Source organism: Actinoplanes sp. NPDC051494 (assembly GCF_044454705.1).
Taxonomy (GTDB): domain Bacteria; phylum Actinomycetota; class Actinomycetes; order Mycobacteriales; family Micromonosporaceae; genus Actinoplanes.
In genome coordinates, this window is the sequence record NZ_JBITDZ010000001.1 from 769,845 (window position 1) to 790,518 (window position 20,674).

21 protein-coding genes are annotated in these 20,674 nt (G+C 71.4%); 5 read left to right on the plus strand and 16 right to left on the minus strand.

Going from position 1 to position 20,674, the window contains the following annotated elements:
- Nucleotides 1–21 precede the first annotated feature (21 nt).
- The 11 genes from truB to rimP all read right to left on the minus strand — a co-directional run bounded on the left by truB (nt 22) and on the right by rimP (nt 10,951).
- Complete coding sequence (gene truB / locus ACIA6A_RS03510; RefSeq protein ID WP_396096437.1) at nt 22–954, minus strand: tRNA pseudouridine(55) synthase TruB; 933 nt, start codon at nt 952–954, stop codon at nt 22–24.
- Entirely contained in the window at nt 927–2,246 is a 1,320-nt protein-coding gene (locus ACIA6A_RS03515; protein ID WP_396095800.1) for an MATE family efflux transporter, read from the minus strand. Before ACIA6A_RS03515 ends, truB begins: the two co-directional genes overlap by 28 nt.
- 56 nt (nt 2,247–2,302) lie before the next feature.
- Entirely contained in the window at nt 2,303–2,515 is a 213-nt protein-coding gene (locus ACIA6A_RS03520) for a hypothetical protein (protein WP_396095801.1), read from the minus strand.
- 141 nt (nt 2,516–2,656) lie between these two features.
- Complete coding sequence (locus ACIA6A_RS03525) at nt 2,657–3,694, minus strand: bifunctional oligoribonuclease/PAP phosphatase NrnA (RefSeq protein ID WP_396095802.1); 1,038 nt, start codon at nt 3,692–3,694, stop codon at nt 2,657–2,659.
- Nucleotides 3,691–4,155 carry a 30S ribosome-binding factor RbfA gene (gene rbfA / locus ACIA6A_RS03530; protein WP_396095803.1) on the minus strand — a complete coding sequence of 155 codons (465 nt, stop codon included), beginning with the start codon at nt 4,153–4,155 and terminating at the stop codon, nt 3,691–3,693. Before rbfA ends, ACIA6A_RS03525 begins: the two co-directional genes overlap by 4 nt.
- Before the next feature lie 154 nt (nt 4,156–4,309).
- Entirely contained in the window at nt 4,310–4,609 is a 300-nt protein-coding gene (locus tag ACIA6A_RS03535) for a DUF503 domain-containing protein (protein WP_396095804.1), read from the minus strand.
- 33 nt (nt 4,610–4,642) lie between these two features.
- Nucleotides 4,643–5,668, minus strand: coding sequence for a TRM11 family SAM-dependent methyltransferase (locus ACIA6A_RS03540; RefSeq protein ID WP_396095805.1), 1,026 nt, complete (start codon nt 5,666–5,668; stop codon nt 4,643–4,645).
- Nucleotides 5,669–5,734: 66 nt separating this feature from the next.
- Nucleotides 5,735–8,797 carry a translation initiation factor IF-2 gene (gene infB, locus ACIA6A_RS03545; protein WP_396095806.1) on the minus strand — a complete coding sequence of 1,021 codons (3,063 nt, stop codon included), beginning with the start codon at nt 8,795–8,797 and terminating at the stop codon, nt 5,735–5,737.
- A 93-nt stretch (nt 8,798–8,890) separates the two neighbouring features.
- Complete coding sequence (locus tag ACIA6A_RS03550) at nt 8,891–9,214, minus strand: YlxR family protein (protein ID WP_396095807.1); 324 nt, start codon at nt 9,212–9,214, stop codon at nt 8,891–8,893.
- Nucleotides 9,215–9,266: 52 nt separating this feature from the next.
- Entirely contained in the window at nt 9,267–10,283 is a 1,017-nt protein-coding gene (gene nusA / locus ACIA6A_RS03555; RefSeq protein WP_396095808.1) for a transcription termination factor NusA, read from the minus strand.
- Complete coding sequence (gene rimP / locus ACIA6A_RS03560) at nt 10,280–10,951, minus strand: ribosome maturation factor RimP (RefSeq protein ID WP_396095809.1); 672 nt, start codon at nt 10,949–10,951, stop codon at nt 10,280–10,282. The genes nusA and rimP overlap by 4 nt, the downstream gene beginning before the upstream one ends.
- Before the next feature lie 259 nt (nt 10,952–11,210).
- Between rimP and ACIA6A_RS03565 the strand changes: the two genes are divergently transcribed.
- From ACIA6A_RS03565 to ACIA6A_RS03580, 4 genes are read left to right on the plus strand one after another with little or no spacing between them, the layout of a single operon-like run.
- Nucleotides 11,211–11,660, plus strand: coding sequence for a hypothetical protein (locus ACIA6A_RS03565; protein ID WP_396095810.1), 450 nt, complete (start codon nt 11,211–11,213; stop codon nt 11,658–11,660).
- Nucleotides 11,657–12,079, plus strand: coding sequence for a DUF4439 domain-containing protein (locus tag ACIA6A_RS03570; protein ID WP_396095811.1), 423 nt, complete (start codon nt 11,657–11,659; stop codon nt 12,077–12,079). The genes ACIA6A_RS03565 and ACIA6A_RS03570 overlap by 4 nt, the downstream gene beginning before the upstream one ends.
- An 11-nt stretch (nt 12,080–12,090) precedes the next feature.
- Nucleotides 12,091–12,264, plus strand: a complete 174-nt coding sequence (locus tag ACIA6A_RS03575) for a hypothetical protein (protein ID WP_396095812.1) — start codon at nt 12,091–12,093, stop codon at nt 12,262–12,264.
- 6 nt (nt 12,265–12,270) lie between these two features.
- The gene (locus tag ACIA6A_RS03580; protein WP_396095813.1) at nt 12,271–12,636 is read left to right on the plus strand and encodes a hypothetical protein; all 366 of its coding nucleotides are present in this window, start codon (nt 12,271–12,273) and stop codon (nt 12,634–12,636) included.
- On the opposite strand, the gene ACIA6A_RS03585 is transcribed toward ACIA6A_RS03580, so the two are convergent.
- The 3 genes from ACIA6A_RS03585 to ACIA6A_RS03595 form a co-directional block, all read right to left on the minus strand.
- Nucleotides 12,633–13,331, minus strand: coding sequence for a VIT1/CCC1 transporter family protein (locus ACIA6A_RS03585; protein ID WP_396095814.1), 699 nt, complete (start codon nt 13,329–13,331; stop codon nt 12,633–12,635). The genes ACIA6A_RS03580 and ACIA6A_RS03585 overlap by 4 nt on opposite strands.
- Entirely contained in the window at nt 13,328–14,185 is an 858-nt protein-coding gene (gene map / locus ACIA6A_RS03590; protein ID WP_396095815.1) for a type I methionyl aminopeptidase, read from the minus strand. The genes ACIA6A_RS03585 and map overlap by 4 nt, the downstream gene beginning before the upstream one ends.
- A gap of 130 nt (nt 14,186–14,315) precedes the next feature.
- On the minus strand, nt 14,316–17,834 hold the full coding sequence (locus ACIA6A_RS03595; RefSeq protein WP_396095816.1) for a SpoIIE family protein phosphatase: 3,519 nt from the start codon (nt 17,832–17,834) through the stop codon (nt 14,316–14,318).
- Nucleotides 17,835–17,933: 99 nt separating this feature from the next.
- Between ACIA6A_RS03595 and ACIA6A_RS03600 the strand changes: the two genes are divergently transcribed.
- On the plus strand, nt 17,934–18,488 hold the full coding sequence (locus ACIA6A_RS03600) for an HD domain-containing protein (RefSeq protein ID WP_396095817.1): 555 nt from the start codon (nt 17,934–17,936) through the stop codon (nt 18,486–18,488).
- A 13-nt stretch (nt 18,489–18,501) separates the two neighbouring features.
- Here ACIA6A_RS03600 and ACIA6A_RS03605 read toward each other — a convergent pair whose 3' ends face one another.
- Nucleotides 18,502–19,257, minus strand: coding sequence for a gamma-glutamyl-gamma-aminobutyrate hydrolase family protein (locus ACIA6A_RS03605; protein ID WP_396095818.1), 756 nt, complete (start codon nt 19,255–19,257; stop codon nt 18,502–18,504).
- A gap of 138 nt (nt 19,258–19,395) precedes the next feature.
- Entirely contained in the window at nt 19,396–20,097 is a 702-nt protein-coding gene (locus ACIA6A_RS03610) for a gamma-glutamyl-gamma-aminobutyrate hydrolase family protein (protein ID WP_396095819.1), read from the minus strand.
- Nucleotides 20,098–20,674 lie beyond the last annotated feature (577 nt).

Here is a 20,674-nt window from a genome sequence, read left to right on the forward strand (position 1 = left end):
CTCACGCCGCGGCCAGCATGATCAAGCCGCGGCCAGCACGATCTCGGCGCGGGCCTTCCCGTCCCGCTCCGAGACGACGGCCAGCACGTTGCCCTCGGGACCGAAGACGGCGTACGGCCCCTCGATGCCCACGGGTTCGAGCGGGCCGCCGTGGCTGAGCACCCGGGCCTCGTCCGCGGTCGCCTCGCGCTGCGGGAACGCCTGCCGCGCCGCCTGGGCCATCGGCAGCGACAGCACGTCCGGCGCGCGCTCCTCCAGCTGCTCGAGGGTCGCCGCCTCGGCCAGCGTCAGGGCGCCCACGGCCGTGCGCCGCAGGGCGGTGAGATGCCCGCCCACGCCGAGCGTGGTGCCGAGATCTCGCGCGATGGCCCGGATGTAGGTGCCGCTCGAGCAGGTCACCTCGACGTCGATGTCGACGACGTCGCCCTCGTGCCGGATGTCGAGCACGTCCTGCTGGAAGATCGTCACCCGGCGCGCGGCCAGCTCGACCTGCTCGCCGTCGCGGACCCGCTTGTAGGCCCGCTCGCCGTTGACCTTGATCGCGCTCACCGCGCTCGGCACCTGGTCGATCTCCCCGACCCGGGCGGCCAGCGCGGACCGGATCGACTCCCCGGTCACCGCCGCGGCGGACACCGTCGCGGTCACGTCGCCCTCGGCGTCGTCGGTGACCGTGGACTGCCCCAGCCGGATCGTGGCGGCATAGCTCTTGCGCGCCCCGATCACGTACGTGAGCAGCCGGGTCGCCTTGTTCACCCCGATGATCAGCACGCCGGTGGCCATCGGGTCGAGCGTGCCACCGTGCCCCACCCGGCGCGTCCGGGCGAGGCGCCGGATCCGCGCGACCACGTCATGGGAGGTCATCCCGGCCGGTTTGTCCACAACGATGAGCCCGTCGACATCCACGCCCCCAGCCAACCAGACGGGGTTCAGCGGGTCGCGCCCACCACCGCCCATCGCGATCCGCGCCACCGCAGCAGCAGCGCCACGAGCCGGACCAGGGTGAACATCGCCAGCCCGGCCCAGATGCCGGGCAGACCCCAGTCGAACGCGTACGCGAGCCAGATCAGCGGCAGGAACCCGCCCAGCGCGCCCAGCAGGGTCATCGTGCGCAGGTAGCCCACGTCGCCGGCGCCGATCAGCACCCCGTCGAGGGCGTACACCACCCCGGCGAACGGCAGCATGCCCGCGAACCACGGCCAGACGACCGCCGCCTGGTCGTGCACGGCCCGGTCGCTGGTGAACAGGCCCGGGATGACACCGGCCCCGGCCGCGGCGAGCACCGCGAAGGCGACACCCGAGATCCCGCCGACGAGGGTGACCCGGCGGGCCACCGCGCGGGCGGCCGGCTCGTCGCCCGCGCCGAGCGCCGCGCCCACCATCGACTGGGCGGCGATCGCGACGGCGTCCAGCGCGAGCGCCGCGAAGAACCAGAGCTGCAGCGCGATCTGGTGGGCGCCGAGCGCCGCGACCCCGAACCGGGCGGCCACCGCGGTCGCGGACAGCCAGCACGCCTGGAACGCGGCGCCGCGGATCAGCAGGTCACGACCGAGCACGAGCTGGTTGCCGATCACCCGTGGCACGGGCCGCAGCGGGGCCCGCTCGCGGATGATCGCCCAGAGGAACAGGCCGCCGGTGACCGACTGGGCGGCGACGTTGGCCACCGCCGACCCGATCAGCCCCCAGCCGGCGGTGTAGACCAGCAGCGGGCAGAGGATCGCCGAGAGCACGTTGGCGCCGAGCACGAAATACAGCGGGCGGCGGGTGTCCTGCACGCCGCGCATCCAGCCGTTGCCGGCGGCGGCGAGCAGCAGCCCGGGGATGCCGAACACGGCGATGCGCAGCCAGCTCTCGGCCGCCGCGGCGGCTCCGGGATCGCCGGCCAGCACCCGGGTGAGCGGGCCCGCGAAGATCTGCGCGAACGCCATCAGCAGCGCGCTGGTGGCCAGCGCCAGCCAGGACGCCTGGACCCCCTCGGCGACCGCACCGGCCCGGTCCCCGGCCCCGAACCGGCGGGCGGCCCGGCCGGTGGTGCCGTACGCCATGAGCGTGCCGAACCAGACGGCGAGCGACATGACCGTGCCGCCGACCGCGACGGCGGCCAGCGGGACCCGGCCGAGGTGGCCGACCACAGCGGTGTCGACGAGCACATACAGCGGCTCGGCGGCCAGCACCACGAGGGCGGGCAGGGCGAGCGCGGCGATGCGACGGGTGAGGGCGCGGTCGGTGGCCACGGCGGACGAGCTCATGAACGGTCATGATGCCCGCCCTACCGTAAGGAGTGCAATGCGTCAGAGGCAGTTACCTACTGGCGCGTGTCCATCGACGTCTGCAGCGCGCGGCGGAGTTGCTCGCGAGCGTCGTCGGCGGGCTTCTGGGGCTTCGGCTTGGCAGCCATCAGGTGGTCCTTCCAGAGATCACGGGTGTCGCTGGACCGGCCCGGGATCACCGGACGAGTGACGGGCCGCGCGCCCCGGGCGGGTGGACCCGGGTGGCTCAAGGCCTCACAGATGGTCATGGTCGTGACCGTGCAAAAACCAAATGCCCGTTCACCCAAACTAGCGTTCAGTCCCGCACTGTGTCGGGTGGATCCCAGGAACCGGGACGGAAAAGGCGAAAGGCCGACCTCACGGTCGGCCTTTCGACGAGATATTCGCAGCTAGATGCGCTTCTCAGGGGTCAGCTGCTCACGGAGGGTCTTGATTACCTCACTGGGAGTTCCGTGACCGGTGAATCCGGCGGCCAGCCGATGACCCCCACCACCCAGAGTGACCGCGACCGCGCTCACGTCGACCGCGCCCTTGCTCCGCAACGACACCGCCCACTCGCCGTCGGCCACCTGCTTGACGACCACCGACACGTCGACCTCGGCCACACACCGCACCGGATCGATCAGCGCGTCCAGCACGTAGGGCCGCTGCCCGTGCCGGGCCAGGTCGTCGAGCGTCGCGTAGGTCCACACCATGCCGAGCCCGCCCGCGGCGCCGGGCTCCAGCTCCGCGCGCGCCAGCACATCGGCGAACAGCTTCATCGCCCCGAACGGCCGGCTGTCGAAGATCCGCCGGGAGATCTCCGCCGGGCGCAGCCCGGTCGCGATCAACCGCGCCGCCATCTCGTGCACCCGCGGCGTGGTCATGTCGAACCGGAACGAACCGGTGTCGGTCGCCAGCGCGATGTAGAGGCACTCGGCGATCTCCGCGTCGAGCGGCACGTCCAGCCGGTCGAGCAGCTCCTCCACCACCACCGAGGTGGCCGCGGCCGCCGGATCGACCAGCCGGACCCCACCGAACCCGGTGTTCGACGCGTGATGATCGAGCACCACGCTCGCCCGGGCCCGGTCCAGCACGCCGGCCAGCGCCCCCATCCGGGACTCGGCCGCCACGTCGAAGACCAGCACCAGATCCGGGTCGGTGGTCACCGCGTCCGCGGCGACCAGCAGATCAAGACCGGGCATCGCGGTGAACGGCGCCGGCACCTCGAACTCACCGGGGAAGGTCGCCTGCAGATCGTGTACGCCCAGCCGGCGCAGGCCCAGCGCGAAGCCCAGCATGCTGCCCAGCGCGTCCCCGTCCGGGTTGACGTGGCAGATCAGCAGAACACGGCCACCCGGCGCGTACTCGCGGACCGTGGCCACCGCGGCGGCCCAGTCCTCGTCCGCGATGGCTCCCGGCACCGGCCGGGCGACCGTGTCGGTCACCGAGTCTCCTCGGCGCCCACTCGCTCGTCCTCGGCCTCGTCCTCGTCGTCCTCGGACTTGTACGGGTCGGCGTCCCCGGCGAACGTCTTACCGGCGGCCAGCGCCTGGACCTCGGCGTCCCGGTGCCGCGCGGCGGCCAGCAGGTCGTCGATCTCCTTGGCGTGGTCCAGGACGTTGTCCAGCACGAACGTGAGGCTGGGCGAGTGCCGCAGCTTCAACGCGTGCCCGACCCGGGTCCGCAGCATGCCCTTGGCGCTCTCCAGCGCCGCGGCGGTCGAAGCCTGCTCGGTCTGATCGCCGAGCACCGTGTAGTAGACGTGCGCGTCGCGCAGGTCGCCCGTGATCCGGGCGTCCGTGACGGTCAGCATGCCGAGCCGGGGATCCTTGATCTCGCGTACCAGCGAGGCCACCAGCTCCTTGATCCGCTCCGCGTGCCGTCGCGTCTTGGCCGGATCCGACATATGCCCACCTCCGACAACCATGTTCCACGGGGATCTGGGCCCCGCCTTACGTGTTGAGCGTACCCAGGTGCCGGCGGACCCCCGCCCGCACCACCCGACGGCGGCACCCGGAGCGCACCACCTGCCACAACAGGCCCGGCGGGCGGGCCGGGGCCTACTCGTCGTCGTCGCGGCCGTAGAGGCGGCGTTTCACCGAGAGCAGCTCGATCTCGGGGCGGCCGGCCACCTGGTTCTCGCAGGTGTCGAGGACCGCGCGGGCCTGGGCCGCCTCGGCCGCCACCACCGCCACGCCGATCTGGGCCCGGCCCAGCAGGTCGTGCAGGCCCACCTCGGCCACGCTGACCTCGAATTTTCGCAGCATGGCGATGATGGGCCGGAGATAGGAACGCTTCGCCTTGAGGGACTGCGAGTCGCCGGGCAGGAGCAGGTCGAATACCGCGGTTTCGGTGTACATCGGCGAGGATTCTACGCCCGGCGGGGACGGTGGTCAGCCGGGTTTCCGGGCCACCACCACGTCCCGCTCGATGCCCTGGTCGACGCGGTGGCTGAGGTTGTCGTGCTCGACCAGCTCGAGGCCGTTGGCCAGCAGGATGTCCTCGGCGAGCTCACGCTTGGCGACCTTGGTGTTCCAGGACAGGCCGACGGCACCGCCCTTGCGCAGCACCCGGACCCACTCGGGCATCGCCCGTTCGAGCAGGTCGAGCGGGCGACGGGACATGCCGCCCTCGTCGTCGTAGCTGCCGTGGGCCACGCCGTAGGGCAGGTCCGCGACGAGGATGTCCGCGACGTTGTTCTTGAGCAGGCCGTCGAGCTGGGTGGTGTCGGTGTTGAGGACCGTCAGCTTCTGGACGTCGCCCGCTTTGTGATCTTCCTTGGACGCCGCCATCGTGATCTCGAGCCGGCGGGCGGCTTTGCGCCCCTGGCGGCGTACCGGAACGAGGTCCGCGGTGTGCTTGAGTCTTTTGCGCTTGAGCCAGGTCTGCAGGAAGAGCTTGTAGGCCTCGACGTCCTTGCCGTCGATCTCCACGCCCAGGGCGTCGTAGCCGTACATCAGCGCCTGGTTGAGCGTCGTCCCACGGCCCGCGAGCGGGTCGCAGACCGTGAGGTGGCCGTCGAGCATCCGCGGCGCCGAGGCCGAGGCCAGCACCGTGAGGTTGAGCAGCATCTTGGTGAACTGCTCGTTGGTCTTGCCCGCGTACTTCGGGATGGTGATCAGGTCGCTGTCGTAACGGGCCAGCGGCTCGAGGGTGACCGGGCGCAGCAGCTCGTCCGCGGTGCGCTCGAACAGCGCGTAGCCGGCCGACAGGTTCGACAGGTAGGCCACGTCCCGCGGGGTCAGCTCACCGGTGAACGTCAGGTAGCCGACGCCACCGATCGTGGTCTCCTCCAGGTCGGCGACGGGGGCCGAGAGCACCGGGGAGAACGCGGCCAGTTCGGCCAGGGAGAGGCGGCCGGCCTGGTCGGCGTAGACACGATTGGCGGACGGTGCGAGCAGCAGGGCGTAGCGGGACATCAGAGTAGTAAAGACAACGGCCCCCGGCGCTGATGCACCGGGGGCCGTTCTCATGTCGCTTTTACCTTATGCGCGCGGCTTCTCACGCATCTCGAAGGTCTCGAACACGTCGCCGATCTGCGGCGTGCCGAAGCCCGAGAACGTGACACCACACTCGAAGCCCTCGCGGACCTCGGTCGCGTCGTCCTTGAAGCGGCGCAGCGAGTTGATCGTGACGTTTTCCGCCACGACGACACCCTCGCGCAGGACCCGCGCCTTGGAGTTCCGCTTGATGAGGCCCGACCGGACGATCGTACCGGCGATGAGACCGATCTTGGACGAGCGGAAGACCTCGCGGATCTCCGCCGTGCCCTGCTCGACCTCTTCGAACTCCGGCTTGAGCAGGCCCTTGAGCGCTGCCTCGATTTCTTCGATGGCCTGGTAGATCACGCTGTAGTAGCGGATCTCCACGCCGGCGCGGTCGGCGAGCTCCTTGACCTTGTTCGACGCCCGGACGTTGAAGCCGATGATCGTCGCCGTCTGGTCGGAGGAGGCCGACGCCAGGTTGACGTCGCTCTCCGTGATCGCACCGACGCCGCGGTGGATGACCTTGAGCTGGATCTCTTCCGGGATGTCGAGCTTGAACAGCGCGTCCTCGAGAGCCTCCACCGAACCGGAGGAGTCACCCTTGATGAGCAGGGTGAGCGAGGTCTTCTCGCCCTCCTTGAGCTGCTCCATGAGCGTCTCGAGAGTGGCCCGGCCACGCGAGTTGGCGAAGCTCGCCGCACGACGGCGAGCCTGCCGCTGCTCGGCGATCTGCCGCACCGTGCGGTCGTCCTCGGCGGCGAGGAACGTGTCGCCCGCGCCGGGAACCGAGGTGAGACCCAGGACCAGGACCGGACGAGCCGGCTCGGCCTCGGCCACGGTGTTGCCGTTCTCGTCGAGCATGGCCCGGACGCGTCCGTGCGCGCCACCGGCCACGATCGAGTCGCCGGCCCGCAGCGTGCCCTTGTGCACCAGGACGGTGGCGACCGCACCGCGGCCCTTGTCCAGGTGCGACTCGACCACGACGCCCTGTGCCGGTCCGTCGATCGGAGCGGTGAGCTCCAGCGACGCGTCGGCGGTGAGCAGCACGGCCTCGAGCAGCTCGTCGATGCCGATCCCGGGCTTGGCGGCCACGTTCACGAACATCGTGTCGCCGCCGTACTCCTCGGCGAGCAGGCCGTAGTCCGTCAGCTGCTGACGAACCTTGTCCGGGTTGGCACCCTGCTTGTCGATCTTGTTGACAGCGACCACGATCGGGACCTCGGCGGCCTTCGCGTGGTTGAGCGCCTCGACCGTCTGCGGCATGACGCCGTCGTCGGCCGCGACGACCAGGATCACGATGTCCGTCGCCTGGGCACCACGGGCACGCATGGCGGTGAACGCCTCGTGACCGGGGGTGTCCAGGAAGGTGATCGCGCGGTCGACCCCGTTGTGCTCGAACGAGACCTGGTAGGCACCGATGTGCTGGGTGATGCCACCCGCCTCGCCGGCGACCACGTTGGTCTTGCGGATCGCGTCGAGCAGCTTGGTCTTACCGTGGTCGACGTGACCCATGACGGTCACGACCGGCGGACGGACGACCAGGCGGTCCTTGGCGACCTCGGCGTCGAGGTTGATGTTGAACTGCGCGAGCAGCTCACGGTCCTCGTCCTCGGGGCTCACGATCGAGACCGTGAAGCCGAGGTGCTCACCGAGCAGCAGCAGGGTGTCGTCGGAGCACGACTGCGTCGCCGTGACCATCTCGCCCAGGTTGAACATCTCCTGGACCAGCGAACCGGGGTTCGCGTTGATCTTGTCGGCGAAGTCGGACAGCGAGGCGCCACGCGACAGCCGGATCTCCTGACCCTGACCGCGCGGAGCACCCGAGCTCATCTGCGGAGCCGACAGGTTGTCGAACTCCTGACGCCGCTGCTTCTTCGACTTGCGGCCACGCGTCGGCCGGCCACCGGGACGCCCGAAGGCACCCGCGGCACCGCCGCCACGACCGCGACCGCCACCACCCGGACGTCCGGGGGCACCGCCGACGGGACCGCCGCCACCGGGACGGAAACCGCCACCGGCACCAGCGCCACCACCGGGACCGCCGCGGTAACCGCCGCCGGCACCGGCACCGCCGCCGCCACCGGGACGGAAACCGCCACCGGCACCGCCGCCGCCACCGGGACGGAAACCGCCACCGCCGCCGCCGGGACCACCACGACCGCCGCCGGCGCCACCGGGGCCGCCGGGACGACCCGCACCGGGTCCGGCCGGACGGCCGGGACGCTGCGAGGGCATGGACGCGGGGCTGGGCCGCGGCGGCATGGACGCCGGGCTCGGCCGCGGCGGCATGCCGGGCGTGTTGGGACGGGGCATCGACGCGGGAGACGGACGGCCTGCGCCACCGCCGGAGACGCCGAAGGGGTTGTTACCCGGGCCACGGGCCGGCGGACGCGGGCTGCCGCCCGGTGCCGGACGGCCACCGGGGGCCGCGGGCGCTCCCGGCGCGGGACGCGTCGCGGCCGGCGAACCGGGACGCGGCGGAACCGAACCAGGACCCGGACCCGCGGGACGCGGGCGGGAGGTGGGGTCGGCCGGGGGCTGCTGCGCCCGGCGCTCGGCGTCGCGGGTACGGGCAGCCTGAGCTGCCTTCACCGCGGCCTCCTGCTCGGCTTTGAGGGCCGAAGCGCGGGCCTCGGCGGCCGCCACCTCGATGTCGTGGGCGCTCGCCGGCTTGGCGACCGGGCCCGGCCGGGGGCCGGGACGGCCGGGAACCGGCGGCTTCGGACCGGGACGCGCGGCGGCGCCCGGCGTGGGAGCCGGTGACGTGGGTGCCGCGGTGGGCGCCCCCGGAACCGGCGTGGGCCGCGGCGGCTGGGGCCGCGCGGTCATCGGGTTGGCACGGGGTGCGCTGGGCGCGGGGGCACTCGGGGCCGGAGCAGCGGACGCGGAAGCGCCACTGGTGTCGGCGTCGAGAGCTCCACGCAGCCGGCGGGCCACAGGGGCCTCAACCGTGCTGGAAGCGGATTTGACGAACTCGCCCATCTCTTTGAGCTTGGCGAGAACGGTCTTGCTGTCGACCCCGAGCTCCTTTGCGAGCTCGTGTACGCGGGCCTTGCCTGGCACTGCACTCCTCACTTTGAGGTCGTGCGAGCCAAACCCGCAGCGACCTCACTCGTGCACTAGAAGCCTGGTCATTTCAGGGACTTCATCGTGTGCTCATTGCGGTCGTCCTACCTTGCTGGGTCGTGACGAAGGCGCCGACGCCTTGTCATCGGTCGTTCCGCGCGGCATGACCGTGCGGATGTGCTCGGCAAGCAAGCCGGTGTCAGCAACACCGGTGAGACGCAACGCACGCCCGAAGGCGCGACGCCGCTCCGCTTGCGCGAAGCAGGCCGGATCAAGGTGCAAATGCGCTCCTCGACCCGGCAGCCGACGTTTCGGATCGGGTTGAAGCCGGAAAACATCTCCCGCTCCGACCGCGACGAACCGCAGCAGATCGGTGGCTGGCGCGCGCAAGCGACAGCCGATGCACGTTCGCATCGGGCCAGCCTCAGAAAAGTCTACTCCTCGCACGCCGATCCCGCGTATCCGGTCAGCTTCCGGTCTCCGCGGCGCCGCGCGCCGCGGCCGGTGCCGGCTCGTTGTCGGGCCGGATGTCGATGCGCCATCCGGTCAGCCGGGCGGCGAGCCGGGCGTTCTGCCCCTCGCGCCCGATCGCCAGCGAGAGCTGGAAGTCGGGGACCACCACGCGGGCCGCGCGGGCCGCCAGGTCGACGACCTCGACGCGCAGTGCCTTCGCAGGTGAGAGCGCGTTTCCGACAAACTTGGCGGGGTCGTCGGACCAGTCGATGATGTCAATCTTCTCGCCGTGCAGCTCGCTCATGACCGCGCGCACCCGCTGCCCCATCGGGCCGATGCAGGCGCCCTTGGCGTTCACGCCCTGCACGGTCGAGCGCACCGCGATCTTCGAACGGTGACCAGCCTCACGGGCGATCGCCGCGATCTCCACCACACCGTCGGCGATCTCCGGCACCTCGAGCGCGAAGAGCTTCTTCACCAGTGCCGGGTGCGACCTCGACAGGGTGATCTGCGGCCCGCGGAAGCCCTTGGCCACGTGCACCACGATCGCCCGGATCCGCGAACCGTGCTCGTACGACTCCCCGGGCACCTGCTCGGCCTGCGGCAGCACCGCCTCGATCTTGCCGAGGTCGACGATCACGATGCCCTTCTCGGCCCGCGCGGCGTCTGCCTGCACGATGCCGGTGATCAGGTCACCGTCGCGTCCCGCGTACTCACCGAAGTGGGCCTCGTCGGTCGCCTCGCGCAGCCGCTGCAGGATGACCTGCTTGGCGGTCATCGCGGCGATGCGCCCGAAGTCGTGAGGGGTGTCGTCCCATTCCCGGACGAGGGTGCCCTCCGCGTCCAGCTCCTGCGCGTAGACGAGCGCCGCGCCGTTCTTACGGTCGATCTGCACCCGGGCGTGCGACTCCGCGCCATCGGTGTGCCGGTAAGCCGTCAGCAGCGCGGTCTCGATCGCCGCGAGGATCGTCTCGAACGGGATCTCCCGCTCGCGCTCCAGGGCGCGCAGCGCCGCGAGGTCGATGTTCATTTGTCCTCGCCCTCCCCATCCTCGTCGTCATCATCATCATCTTCGTCGTCATCATCCGGGGCGTCCTCGTCCTCATCGGGGAAGACGGCCTCGTCCAGACGCTTGAACTCGATCTGTACCTTGCCGGGGCCGAGATCGTCGAACGTGACCGTGGTGGCCTTGCCCTTGACGTCCAGCACGACACCGGACTCGTCGGCGGAGGTGATCCGGCCGGTCAGCGACTTGCCCGCGACCGTGACCGTGACCAGGCGCCCCGCGTTGCGCCGCCAGTGCCGGGGCAGGGTCAGCGGCCGGTCGACACCGGGCGAGCCCACTTCCAGCTGGTATTCCCCGGCGACGACCTCGGCGCCGGACTCCTCGGCCGCGTCGAGCGCCGCGGAGATCTCCCGCGAGACCGACGCGACGTCGTCCAGACCGATACCACCATCGGCGTCGATGAGCACCCGCACCACGTGCCGGCGCCCCGCCCTCGACAGATTCACCTCTTCGAGGTCGAACCCGGCGGCGACGACGACGGGCTCGATCACCGTGCGGACCCGGGCCCGGGCGGCCACCAGGTCGATGCGCGGTGCCGCGGGCGCCGGCGTCTCCGCGGCGGCCTCACGCTTGCCTCCACCGCCGGAACGACGGTTCACCGGCCGGGCACCGGCGCGATCACGCTGCGTCATCGGGCCCAACCCTTCTTTTGGAGTACGACGGGTGGCGAACCGCCCGCCGGTCGATCGCCGGGAACACCGGCATGCCACCGGGGCAATTCCCCGGAGGCTGACGCAGAGCGTAACGCGCCGCACGAGGTCACCGACCGCCGCCGCACCGAATCCGTGCCACGTGCAGGTCAGCGACCGGGGCCCGGCCGCCGAACCGGGACGGACCGTGATGATCAGCGGTGGACCACGCGGGTGGGCAGCCATGGTGTTGGATGGCCGGGTGCGAAGACGTCAGCTCCTGGGCACGGCCGCGGGCGCCGCCGGCCTCGCCGCCCTCACCGGTTGCGGCCTGTTCGACGACGACCCCGAGCCGGTCCCGCCACCGGACGCCCTGCAGCCGGTGCTGGACGAGGCGCTGGCGCTGGCCGCCTCGTACGACCGGGCCGCGCCGGCCGATCCGGCACGGTCGGCCCTGCTCACCGAGCTGGCCGGGAATCATCGCAAGCACGCGGCGGAGTTGGCGGGACTGTTCGGGGCGGCGCTGCCCCCGGCGGCCGCGTCCAGCGCACCCGCCGCATCGGCCGGGTCCACGGTGGCCGAGCTGCGCAAGGCGGAACAGGCCGCGCAGAAGACCGCGACAGCCGCCTGCCGGGTCGCCCCGGCCGAACGCGCCGCCCTGGCCGGCTCGATCGCCGCCGCCCGCGCCGCTCACGCCGAGGCGCTGCGATGAGCGACCGGATGACCGCGGCGCTGGCCGCGGAAGAAGCGGCCATCTACGCGTACGGGATATTGGGCGTGAAGTTGACCGCCGGCACCGAGATCACCGAGGCCCGGTCGGCCGAGGCGATCCACCGCGACCGTCGCGACGCGCTGGTGCTGCGGCTCGCGGCGCTAAAGGCGAGCGCCGCCCCGGCGCCGGCCGGTTACCAGCTCCCGTTCGAGGTCACCGACCCGCAGAGTGCCCGCAAGCTGGCGATCCAGGTCGAGGACGGCGTCGCCCAGGCGTGGCGGGCGGTGCTGCCGGTGAGCGTGGACACCGACCGTGCGACGGCGCTGAGCGCGCTGACCGACGCCGCGGTCCGGGCGGCCCGGTGGCGGCGGCTCGGCACGGTCACCCCGGCGACCTTGGCGTGGCCCGGGCGGCCCTGAACAATCAGGCCATGGCGCCGGACGAGATCGACCTGGCCAACCCACGATGGTCCCTGGCCACCCGGCTGCGGGACGTTCTGCTCAAGCGCTGGCCGGCCGAGATCAGGGCGATCGGCGTGCACGGCTCGATGGCCCACGGCGACGACACCGACGGCAGCGACATCAACATGTCGGTCGTCACGTAACGTCAGGTGTTCGCCACCCAGCGCGACGCCCACCAGGCGAAACTCGCCGCCGCCCGGCCCGCCGAATTCAGCGGCCCGGCCCGGCGCAACTGGTGCCTGGCGTCGGCCGCGCACACCCGGGCCGGGCGGCTGGCCGAGTGGTACGAGACCGGCGCCGCGCTGGTCCTGATGGCCGAGGCCCGGCTGCACGCCGCGCTGGTCGCGGGCCTGCTCGACCGCACGTACTTCCGCGGCCGGGCCGACGCGGTGAAACGCACCGGACTGGCCGGCGCGGACATGACCGAGCTCGGCGCGGTGCTGAGAAGCCAGGCCGCGGAACTGTCCGCCCGCGGCCGCCCGGTCGACGGCCCGCTGAGCGCGCTCCTGGACTAACCGGTGAGGAGCAGGCCGATGCCGTAGGTCGCCGCGGCCGCGGCGGCGCCCAGCAGGAGTTGCCGCAGGCCGCTGCGCCACCAGCTCTGCCGGGTGAACCGGGCCACGATCACCCCGGCGGTGAACAGGCCGATGCCGCCGACGGCCAGCGCCAGCCACAGCGAATCGAAGCCCAGCAGGTACGTGAGCAGCGGGATCACTGCCCCGGCCGAGAAGCACACGAACGACGACGAGGCGGCCGTCCACGGGCTGGGCAGCTCGTCCGGGACGACGCCGAGCTCCTCCTGGGCGTGCACCCGCAGCGCCTGCTCCGGGTGGTGCTTGAGCACCTCGGCGACCTGCCGGGCCAGGTCCTCGGGCAGCCCCCGGGCGGTCCACATCGCCACCAGCTCGGCCGCCTCGCCGTCCGGGTTGAGCCGCAGCTCGCGCAGCTCCTTGGCGAGCTCGGCGGCGACCTGGTCGTTCTGCGTCCGGACGCTGGTCCACTCGCCGATGCCCATCGAGATCGCGCCGGCGACCAGCCCGGCCACCCCGGTGAGGATCAGGGTGTGCCGGCTCACCCCGCCACCCCCGACGCCCGCGATCAGGGCGATGTTGGTGACCAGCCCGTCCATCGCGCCGAAGGTGGCCGCGCGCAACCAGCCACCGGAGACGTCCGCGTGGTGGTGGGGCTCCACGGCGTAGCCGGCCGTCACGGGAGGGTCAGGATCTCGTACCCGTCCTCGGTCACCACCAGGGTGTGCTCGAACTGGGCCGTCCATTTCCGGTCCCGGGTGACCACCGTCCACCCGTCGCCCCACATCTCGTACTCATGGGTGCCGAGGGTGATCATCGGTTCGATGGTGAAGGTCATGCCTTCTTCCATCACCGCGTCGAGCCGCGGGTTGTCGTAGTGCGGGATGTACAACCCGCTGTGGAACGTCTCGCCGATGCCGTGGCCGGTGAAGTCGCGGACCACGCCGTAGCCGAACCGGCGGGCGTACGCCTCGATGACCCGGCCGATCGCGTTGATCGGCCGGCCCGGCGCCACCGCCCGGATGCCCCGCATCATCGCCTCGTGGGTCCGCTCGACGAGCAGCCTGTTCTCCTCGGCGACGTCGCCGACCAGGAACGTCGCGTCGGTGTCGCCGTGCACGCCGTCGATGAACGCGGTGACGTCGACGTTGATGATGTCGCCGTCCTCGAGCACCGTCGAGTCCGGGATGCCGTGGCAGATGACCTCGTTGAGCGAGGTGCAGCTGGACTTGGGGAAGCCCTTGTAACCCAGCGTCGACGGGTAGGCGTGGTTGTCGACCAGGAACTCGTGCACCACCCGGTCGATCTCGTCCGTGGTGACACCCGGCTTGCAGTGCTCACCGGCGAGCTGGGTGGCCTGCGCCGCGAGCCGGCCGGCGACCCGCATCTTCTCGATCGTCTCCGGCGTCTGCACGTGCGAGCCGCGCCACTCTTTCGGGCGCTTCTTGCCGACGTACTCGGGGCGGGGGATCTGCGGCGGCACCGCCCGCCATGGCGAGGACTTTCCCGGGGTCAGCGGGGCACGAACGGTCATGTCCCCAGCCTATCGCCGGTGGCCCGGGCGCCTCAGCCGAGCTTGCGTCGATTCTTGCCGCCGGAGGTCGTCCCCTCCCCCCAGGTGCACCGTGTGCTCGACATCTCAGGGCTGACCACCCAGCCCTGGCTCAATCCCGGCTGATCAGCCTGCGCAGCGTCACCGAGGTGCCCGCTTCCGACCGGTCCACCGACAGCTCGGAGAGCGCGCCGATCAGCTCCAGGCCGCGCCCCCGGAAACCCGGCCCGGTCGCCGGTCGCCACCGGCCGGTGTCACGGACCGTCGCGGTGATCGCGGCGTCGTCCAGCGACACCTCCACGCAGATCACCGGCTCGGCCGGGTCGATCGGATGCTCGATGGCGTTGGCCGCCGCCTCCGACACCGCCACCATCACGTCGAAGATGTCGTTCTCCGGCACGTCGTTGCCGGTGAGGAAGTCCTCGAGCCGGCGGCGCAGCACACTGAGCCGGGTCGGGTCGGCGGGCAGGCGCAGCACGAACTCCCGCGGTTCGGTGGCCTGCAGCGCCAGCAGCGCGATGTCGTCGCGGCGGGGCCGCTGGGCGGCCTTGCCGAGCAGGTTGTCCAAGAGATCCTCGACATGGTCGGCGGGCTCGGCGATATCGGTACGGACCTCGGCGAGGCCGGTGTCGATGCCCTGCCGGCGGTCCTCCACCAGGCCATCGGTGTACAGCAGCAGCCGGCGGCCCGGGGTGAGCGTGGTCCGCAGGGTCGGATACTCCGTATTGCCCAGCGCCCCGATCGGCGGCCCGAGCGCGGAGGTGTAGAGGAACTCGCCCTCCTCACCCGGACCGGCGATCACCGGCGGCGGATGACCCGCCGAGGAATAGTGCAGCTCCTGCGTGCGCGGATCGAAACGCACACAGACGACGGTCGCGAACTGCCGCCGGCCCAGGTTGTCGACCAGCCGGTTGAGGCGGCTCAGGGCAGCACCGCAGTCGAAACCCTCCAGGATGTACGCGCGGAGCGCGTTGCGCAGCTGCCCCATGACGGCCGCGGCCTGCACACCCTTGCCCACCACGTCGCCGATGACCAGGAACAGCTGATCACCCGGTACGACGATGACGTCGTACCAGTCGCCGCCGACCTCGGCCTCGCCGCTGCCCGGCAGGTAACGGCTCGCGACGATCGCGCCGGGCACCTTCGGCAGCGACTGCGGCAACATGCTGTGCTGCAACGTGGTCGCGATCCGGTGCTCGGCCTCGTACAGCCGGGCGTTCTCCAGCCGCAGCCCGATCAGCCGGGCCAGCTGGGTCAGCACCACCGGCTCGGGCGGCCCGGACTCGCCGGACCACACGCTCAGCTCGCCCAGCGCCGCCCCGGACGTGTCCGGCAGGGCCAGCACCGCGCCCGGCTTCGCCGCGACCGCCGCGCCACCGTCCACCTCGGCCCGGGCCCCCGGCGCGGTCACCACGACCCGGCCCGCGCCGGTCATCGCCCGGACGTGCCGGGCGGCGACATCGAGCACCTCGGCGGTGGTGCGCACGGTGTTGACCGCCGCGGCCGCGTCGACCAGCCCACGCAACCGGCTGATCACCTGCCGCCGGAGCTGGCCCAGCTCCAGGTTGACCCGGACCCGGGCGGTCAGGTCCCGCGCCGAGAACGGCTTGATCAGGTAGTCATCGGCGCCCGCGTCGAGACCCTCGACCGAGGACTCCTCGCCGGCCCGGGCGGACAGGACCAGGATCGGCAGCTCCCGCAGCCGCTCGTCGGCCCGCAACGCCTTGATCAGGCCGAACCCGTCGAGGCGGGGCATCATGACGTCGGTCAGCACCAGATCGAAATCCTCGGCCCGGGCCCGGTCGAGCGCCTCCTGGCCGTCCACCACGGCCGTGACGTCCCAGTACGGCCGGAGCAGCCGCACCACGTGATCACGCAGATCGGCGTTGTCGTCGGCGACCAGCACCCGTCCCCGGCGCGCGGGCCGCACCCCACCGGACGGCAGCGGGCCGGCGGCATCGGGCTCGCTCTCACCCAGCCACCAGTGCGCTTCCTCCACGAACACCCCGGACTCGACGGGGACCGGGGAGGCGGTCTCCTCGACGATCCGTTCGGCGGCCAGATGCGCCGTACCCATCGGGATGGTGATCTGGAACGTGCTGCCGGCACCGGACTCGCTGGTGGCGGTGGCCGTGCCGGCGTGCAGCTCGGCGAGCTCACGGACCAGGGCGAGGCCGATGCCCGTACCCTCGTGGCTGCGCGACCAGGAACCGGTGACCCGGTGGAAACGATCGAAGAGCAACCCCTGGTCGGCGGCGGTGACGCCGACACCGGTGTCCTCGACCTCGAGCACCGCGCTGCCATGCCGCTCGCCCAGCCGGACGGTGATCGTGCCGGCCGGGGTGAACTTGACCGCGTTGGACAGCAGGTTGAAGACGATCTTCTCCCACATCTCCCGGTCGACGTGCACCGGACCGGACAGCGGCGGACACCGGACCACCAGCGACAACCCGGCCCGCTCGGCGGCCGGCCGGAACGTGCTCGCCAGCCGCGCGGTGTACTCGGCCAGGTCGGTGGCCCGGTAGGCGGCCCGCATCCGCCCGGACTCCAGGCGGGAGAAGTCGAGCACGGTGTTGACCAGCTTCAGCAGGCGCAACCCGTTGCGCTGCATCGGAGCCAGGCGTTCCCGCTGGTCCGCGGTGAGCCCCGCGCTCTCCAGCAGTTCCTCCAGCGGGCCGAGGATCAATGTCAACGGAGTCCGGAACTCGTGGCTGACGTTCGAGAAGAAGTTCGTCTTCGCCGCGTCGAGCGCGGCCAGCTCCGCGGCCCGCTTGCGTTCGTGCTCGTACGCCCGCAGGTGGGTGACCGCCCGGGAGATCTGCGCGGCGGCGAGGATTAGGAAGTCCTGGTACTTCTCGTCCATGGCCAGGAAACGGCTGACGCCCGCCACGAGCGTCCCTTGCCCCACCGGCAGGACCCGGGCGTCCGCCGGCGGCACCGACGGCCAGCTCCCCGACGGTGGCTCGCCATAGGACCCCACAAGCGTGAGGCCGCCGGGATCGTCCAGGTAGAGCGCTGCGAACGGCACATCGGCGGCATTCCCGGCGAGCACCCGCGCCGCCTGGGCGCCGAGCGTGGCCTCGTCGGGAGCGTCGGCCAGCTCGGACGCGAGCCGGCTCACCGTCCGCGCGCGGCGCTCGGCCAGGACCCGCCCGGTGGTGTCACTGACGATGCAGAACACCCCGCCGGCCGTACCGTCCGGACGCCGGATCGGCTGATACGAAAGGTCGAAATACGTCTCTTCGGCAAAGCCGTGACGTTCGAGCCGGAACGGGAAATCGGCGGCGGTGAACGCCTCGTCGTCCTCGACCACACGGTCGAAGAACCCCTGCAGCACATCCCACGCCTCGGTCCACATCTCGCGGCCCGGACGGCCGAGATGATCGGGATGCTTGCTGCCCATCGTCTGGATGTAGGCATCGTTGTAGAGGGTGCAGAATTCCGGCCCCCAGAAGATGACGATCTGCGCCCGGGACGCCAGCATCGTCGCGACCACGTGCACCAGCTCGGCCGGCCAGCCCGCGGGATCACCCAGCGGGGTCGCGGCCCAGTCGAGATCACGCATCCGGCGGCCCATCTCGCCGCCCCGGTCGAAGGCGGTCCGGAGCAGCTGGGGCAGAACGTCATCCATGCGTCCTCCATCCTCGCCGCCCTGATGCGCCCAGCGCTGATGCGCCCCGCCTGATGCGCCCGCCTGATTCGCCCCGTAACCGTAGCTACTCTTGCCGGCGTGACAACCTCGGCCCTCGATCAGGCGCTGACCGAATCGTCCCTACGGCCACTGCCGGAGCTCGCCGCCGAACTCCTGCGATCACTGGACGCACCGGCCCGGCTCGGCGCCCACCTGCGGGCCGTCCACGACGTGGCCTGGTCACTGACCGACCGGCTCGGCCGCGCCCGCCCCGACCTGGACTTCGACACCACGGCGACGCTGTTCGGCGCGGCCACCCACGACATCGGCAAGACCATCCACCCGGAAGAACTCACCCGACCCGGCCGCCGGCACGAGGCCGCGGGGCGAGACCTGCTCATCTCGTACGGGGTCCCGGCCGACCTGGCCCGTTTCGCCGGCGGCCACGGCTCCTGGGACGGGTCCGCAGACCTGGAAGAGTTGCTGGTCAGCCTCGCCGACCAGATCTGGAAGGGCGTCCGGGTACGCGACCTCGAAGATCTCGTGGCCGCCCAGCTCGGCGGCGCCCCGTCTCTCTTGCTGGACGACATCCTGCGAGACCTGGTCACCGACGCCGACCAGCGGCTCGCCTTCCAGTACTCCCACCCCGTCTGACCCGACCGCGCGTTTACGCGGCCAGTTGGGTGCGGTTGAGGCTCAGGCCGGACCGGGTGGCCGCGGCTTGCGCCAGGGCGGCGAAGACCCGCAGGTCGCCGGTGCGCTCCGGGTGCCACTGCACGCCCAGCGCGAACTCCCGGTCCCGGTCCTCGATGATCTCCACGATCCGGTCGTCGGGGCACCAGCCACTGACGGTGAACGTGCCCGGATCATCGATCGCCTGATGATGGAACGAGTTGACCGTCAACCGCTCCCCCAGCAGGAACCGCGCCGCCGACCCCTCCTGCAGCACCACGTCATGCCGCCCGAACGAGGACGCGTCCGCGGCGAGCGGGTCGGTGCCCGGAGCGGCCCGGTGCCGCTCATGGCCGACAAGGTCGGGAAGATGCTGGTGCAACGAGCCACCGGTAGCCACGGCCATGAGCTGCATACCCCGGCACACTCCGAGCACCGGGAGACCGGCGTCGAGCGCGGCCCGCATCAGCATCAGCTCGGAGACATCCCGTACGACGTCCGCCTCCGTGGCCGGGTGCGGCGCGGCCCCCCAGTTGGCCGGGTCGACGTCCCCACCCCCGGCGAACACGATGCCGTCGAGCGACTCGATGACATCGGTGCCAGGATCATCGGGCGTGATCAGCACAGCCCGGCCGCCGGTCGCGTGCACGGCTTTGACATACGACATGGGGAGCATGCCGGCCAGCAGGTCAGTGCCGTTGTACTGGACGTTCTGCTCGTACGAGGTCAGTCCGATCAAGGGCCTGCGCATACGGTGCGATCCTCCTCGGTCTCCAGATCTCCGACATCGGCCACGAATCGCGAACCCTTAGCGCGATCCCGGCTTTCGGTCGCTCTCACCCGGCGTCAAGGCCATCGGCCCCGGCGATAATCCCGGCGGCGACGCCATTCACCCGTTGGTGCCGCTCGTCCCCGCGGCTGCCACCAGAGCGCCGAAGATACGTTTGTCCCGGACCACCTCAGGGTGCCACTGCACGCCAAGGACAAACCTCTTGGCGGGGTCTTCCACCGCCTCGACCAGCCCGTCCCCGGCCCGGCCGCCGACCGCCAGAGACCCGGCATCGGCGACACCCTGATGGTGATAGCACCGAACCTCGCGGTCCGCACCCATGAGGGCGGAGATCCGGCTTCCGGGTACGAACGTGATCTCCTGCCGCCCGTACACAGCGGGTTCCGGTCGATGTGCCTCATGCCCCAGCACGTCGGGAAGATGCTGGTGCAGACTCCCCCCGGCGGCGACGACGAGCAGCTGCATCCCCCGGCACACCCCCAGCACGGGCAGATCCCGGGCCAGCGCACCCCGGGCAAGAAGCATCTCCGCGGCATCCCGCTCAGGCCGGGTGACCGTCAACGGCCCCGGCTCGGCGCCGTAGAGCTCCGGCTCAAGATCAGCGCCGCCCGACAGCAACAGCCCGTCGAGCAGGTCCAGCACATCGGCATCGACATCATCGGGCGGGATCAACAGGGCACGCCCACCCGCTGCGGTCACCGCGGCAACATAGTCCTGCGGAACGAGCGCGGTGGGCAGATCATGCCAAACCCCCCACGTCGCGGGCTCCACATAGGTGGTGATACCGATGACCGGACGCATCATCCCAACCTAACCACTCAGCGCTTCAGATCAAGCCCAACCACTCCCCGGTCCCGGACGCCAAGCAGAGCCCACCCCGAGCAATACACCTGTGCAGGGGCCCTACGCAGGGGGCAAGCACCAGCGATAAAACGCCCATCGCGCCGCAGCCATCCACGGCCGTCGCCGAGGCCGCACCCAAGCCCCCAGAACGCGCTACGCCACAACGCCGATGACCCGGACAACGGCAGGAAAGGATCGCGCGACACCGGAAGGAATGAGCGAGGGCCAGCACGCGGGCGCCGAGCGAACAAAGGCGCGAGGGCCTCGAGGTCGGTTATGTGGTCGATTCCGTATACCGTCGCCAGGGTTTCGCCCGGAGCCGGGTCCAACGCGGGCCCGGGCGCCAGACCGACACGGGCGCCAGACCGACACGGGCGCCAGACCGACACGGGCGCGCGGCGCCGCCCTTTGCAGGGCTGACGCCGCGCCCGGGTCCTTGCTGCCCACCTGCGCAGCGATCGAAGCTTGCGTCGGCGAGGATTCGACCCCTTCGCTCCTTTATGGGGAGCGTTCACTTCGGGTGCCCGCCGCTTGA

Coding starts and splice junctions, on each gene's coding strand:
- nusA (WP_396095808.1), bottom strand. CDS start 10,283: ATGAACATCGACCTCGCGGCGCTGCGCGCCCTGGAGCGCGAGCGGGAG.
- rbfA (WP_396095803.1), bottom strand. CDS start 4,155: ATGTCGGATCCGGCCAAGACGCGACGGCACGCGGAGCGGATCAAGGAG.
- rimP (WP_396095809.1), bottom strand. CDS start 10,951: ATGACGCAGCGTGATCGCGCCGGTGCCCGGCCGGTGAACCGTCGTTCC.
- ACIA6A_RS03520 (WP_396095801.1), bottom strand. CDS start 2,515: ATGACCATCTGTGAGGCCTTGAGCCACCCGGGTCCACCCGCCCGGGGC.
- ACIA6A_RS03595 (WP_396095816.1), bottom strand. CDS start 17,834: ATGGATGACGTTCTGCCCCAGCTGCTCCGGACCGCCTTCGACCGGGGC.
- ACIA6A_RS03575 (WP_396095812.1), top strand. CDS start 12,091: ATGGCGCCGGACGAGATCGACCTGGCCAACCCACGATGGTCCCTGGCC.
- ACIA6A_RS03550 (WP_396095807.1), bottom strand. CDS start 9,214: ATGCGAACGTGCATCGGCTGTCGCTTGCGCGCGCCAGCCACCGATCTG.
- ACIA6A_RS03570 (WP_396095811.1), top strand. CDS start 11,657: ATGAGCGACCGGATGACCGCGGCGCTGGCCGCGGAAGAAGCGGCCATC.
- ACIA6A_RS03535 (WP_396095804.1), bottom strand. CDS start 4,609: ATGTACACCGAAACCGCGGTATTCGACCTGCTCCTGCCCGGCGACTCG.
- ACIA6A_RS03605 (WP_396095818.1), bottom strand. CDS start 19,257: ATGCGCAGGCCCTTGATCGGACTGACCTCGTACGAGCAGAACGTCCAG.
- ACIA6A_RS03515 (WP_396095800.1), bottom strand. CDS start 2,246: ATGAGCTCGTCCGCCGTGGCCACCGACCGCGCCCTCACCCGTCGCATC.
- map (WP_396095815.1), bottom strand. CDS start 14,185: ATGACCGTTCGTGCCCCGCTGACCCCGGGAAAGTCCTCGCCATGGCGG.
- truB (WP_396096437.1), bottom strand. CDS start 954: ATGGGCGGTGGTGGGCGCGACCCGCTGAACCCCGTCTGGTTGGCTGGG.
- ACIA6A_RS03610 (WP_396095819.1), bottom strand. CDS start 20,097: ATGCGTCCGGTCATCGGTATCACCACCTATGTGGAGCCCGCGACGTGG.
- ACIA6A_RS03540 (WP_396095805.1), bottom strand. CDS start 5,668: ATGTCCCGCTACGCCCTGCTGCTCGCACCGTCCGCCAATCGTGTCTAC.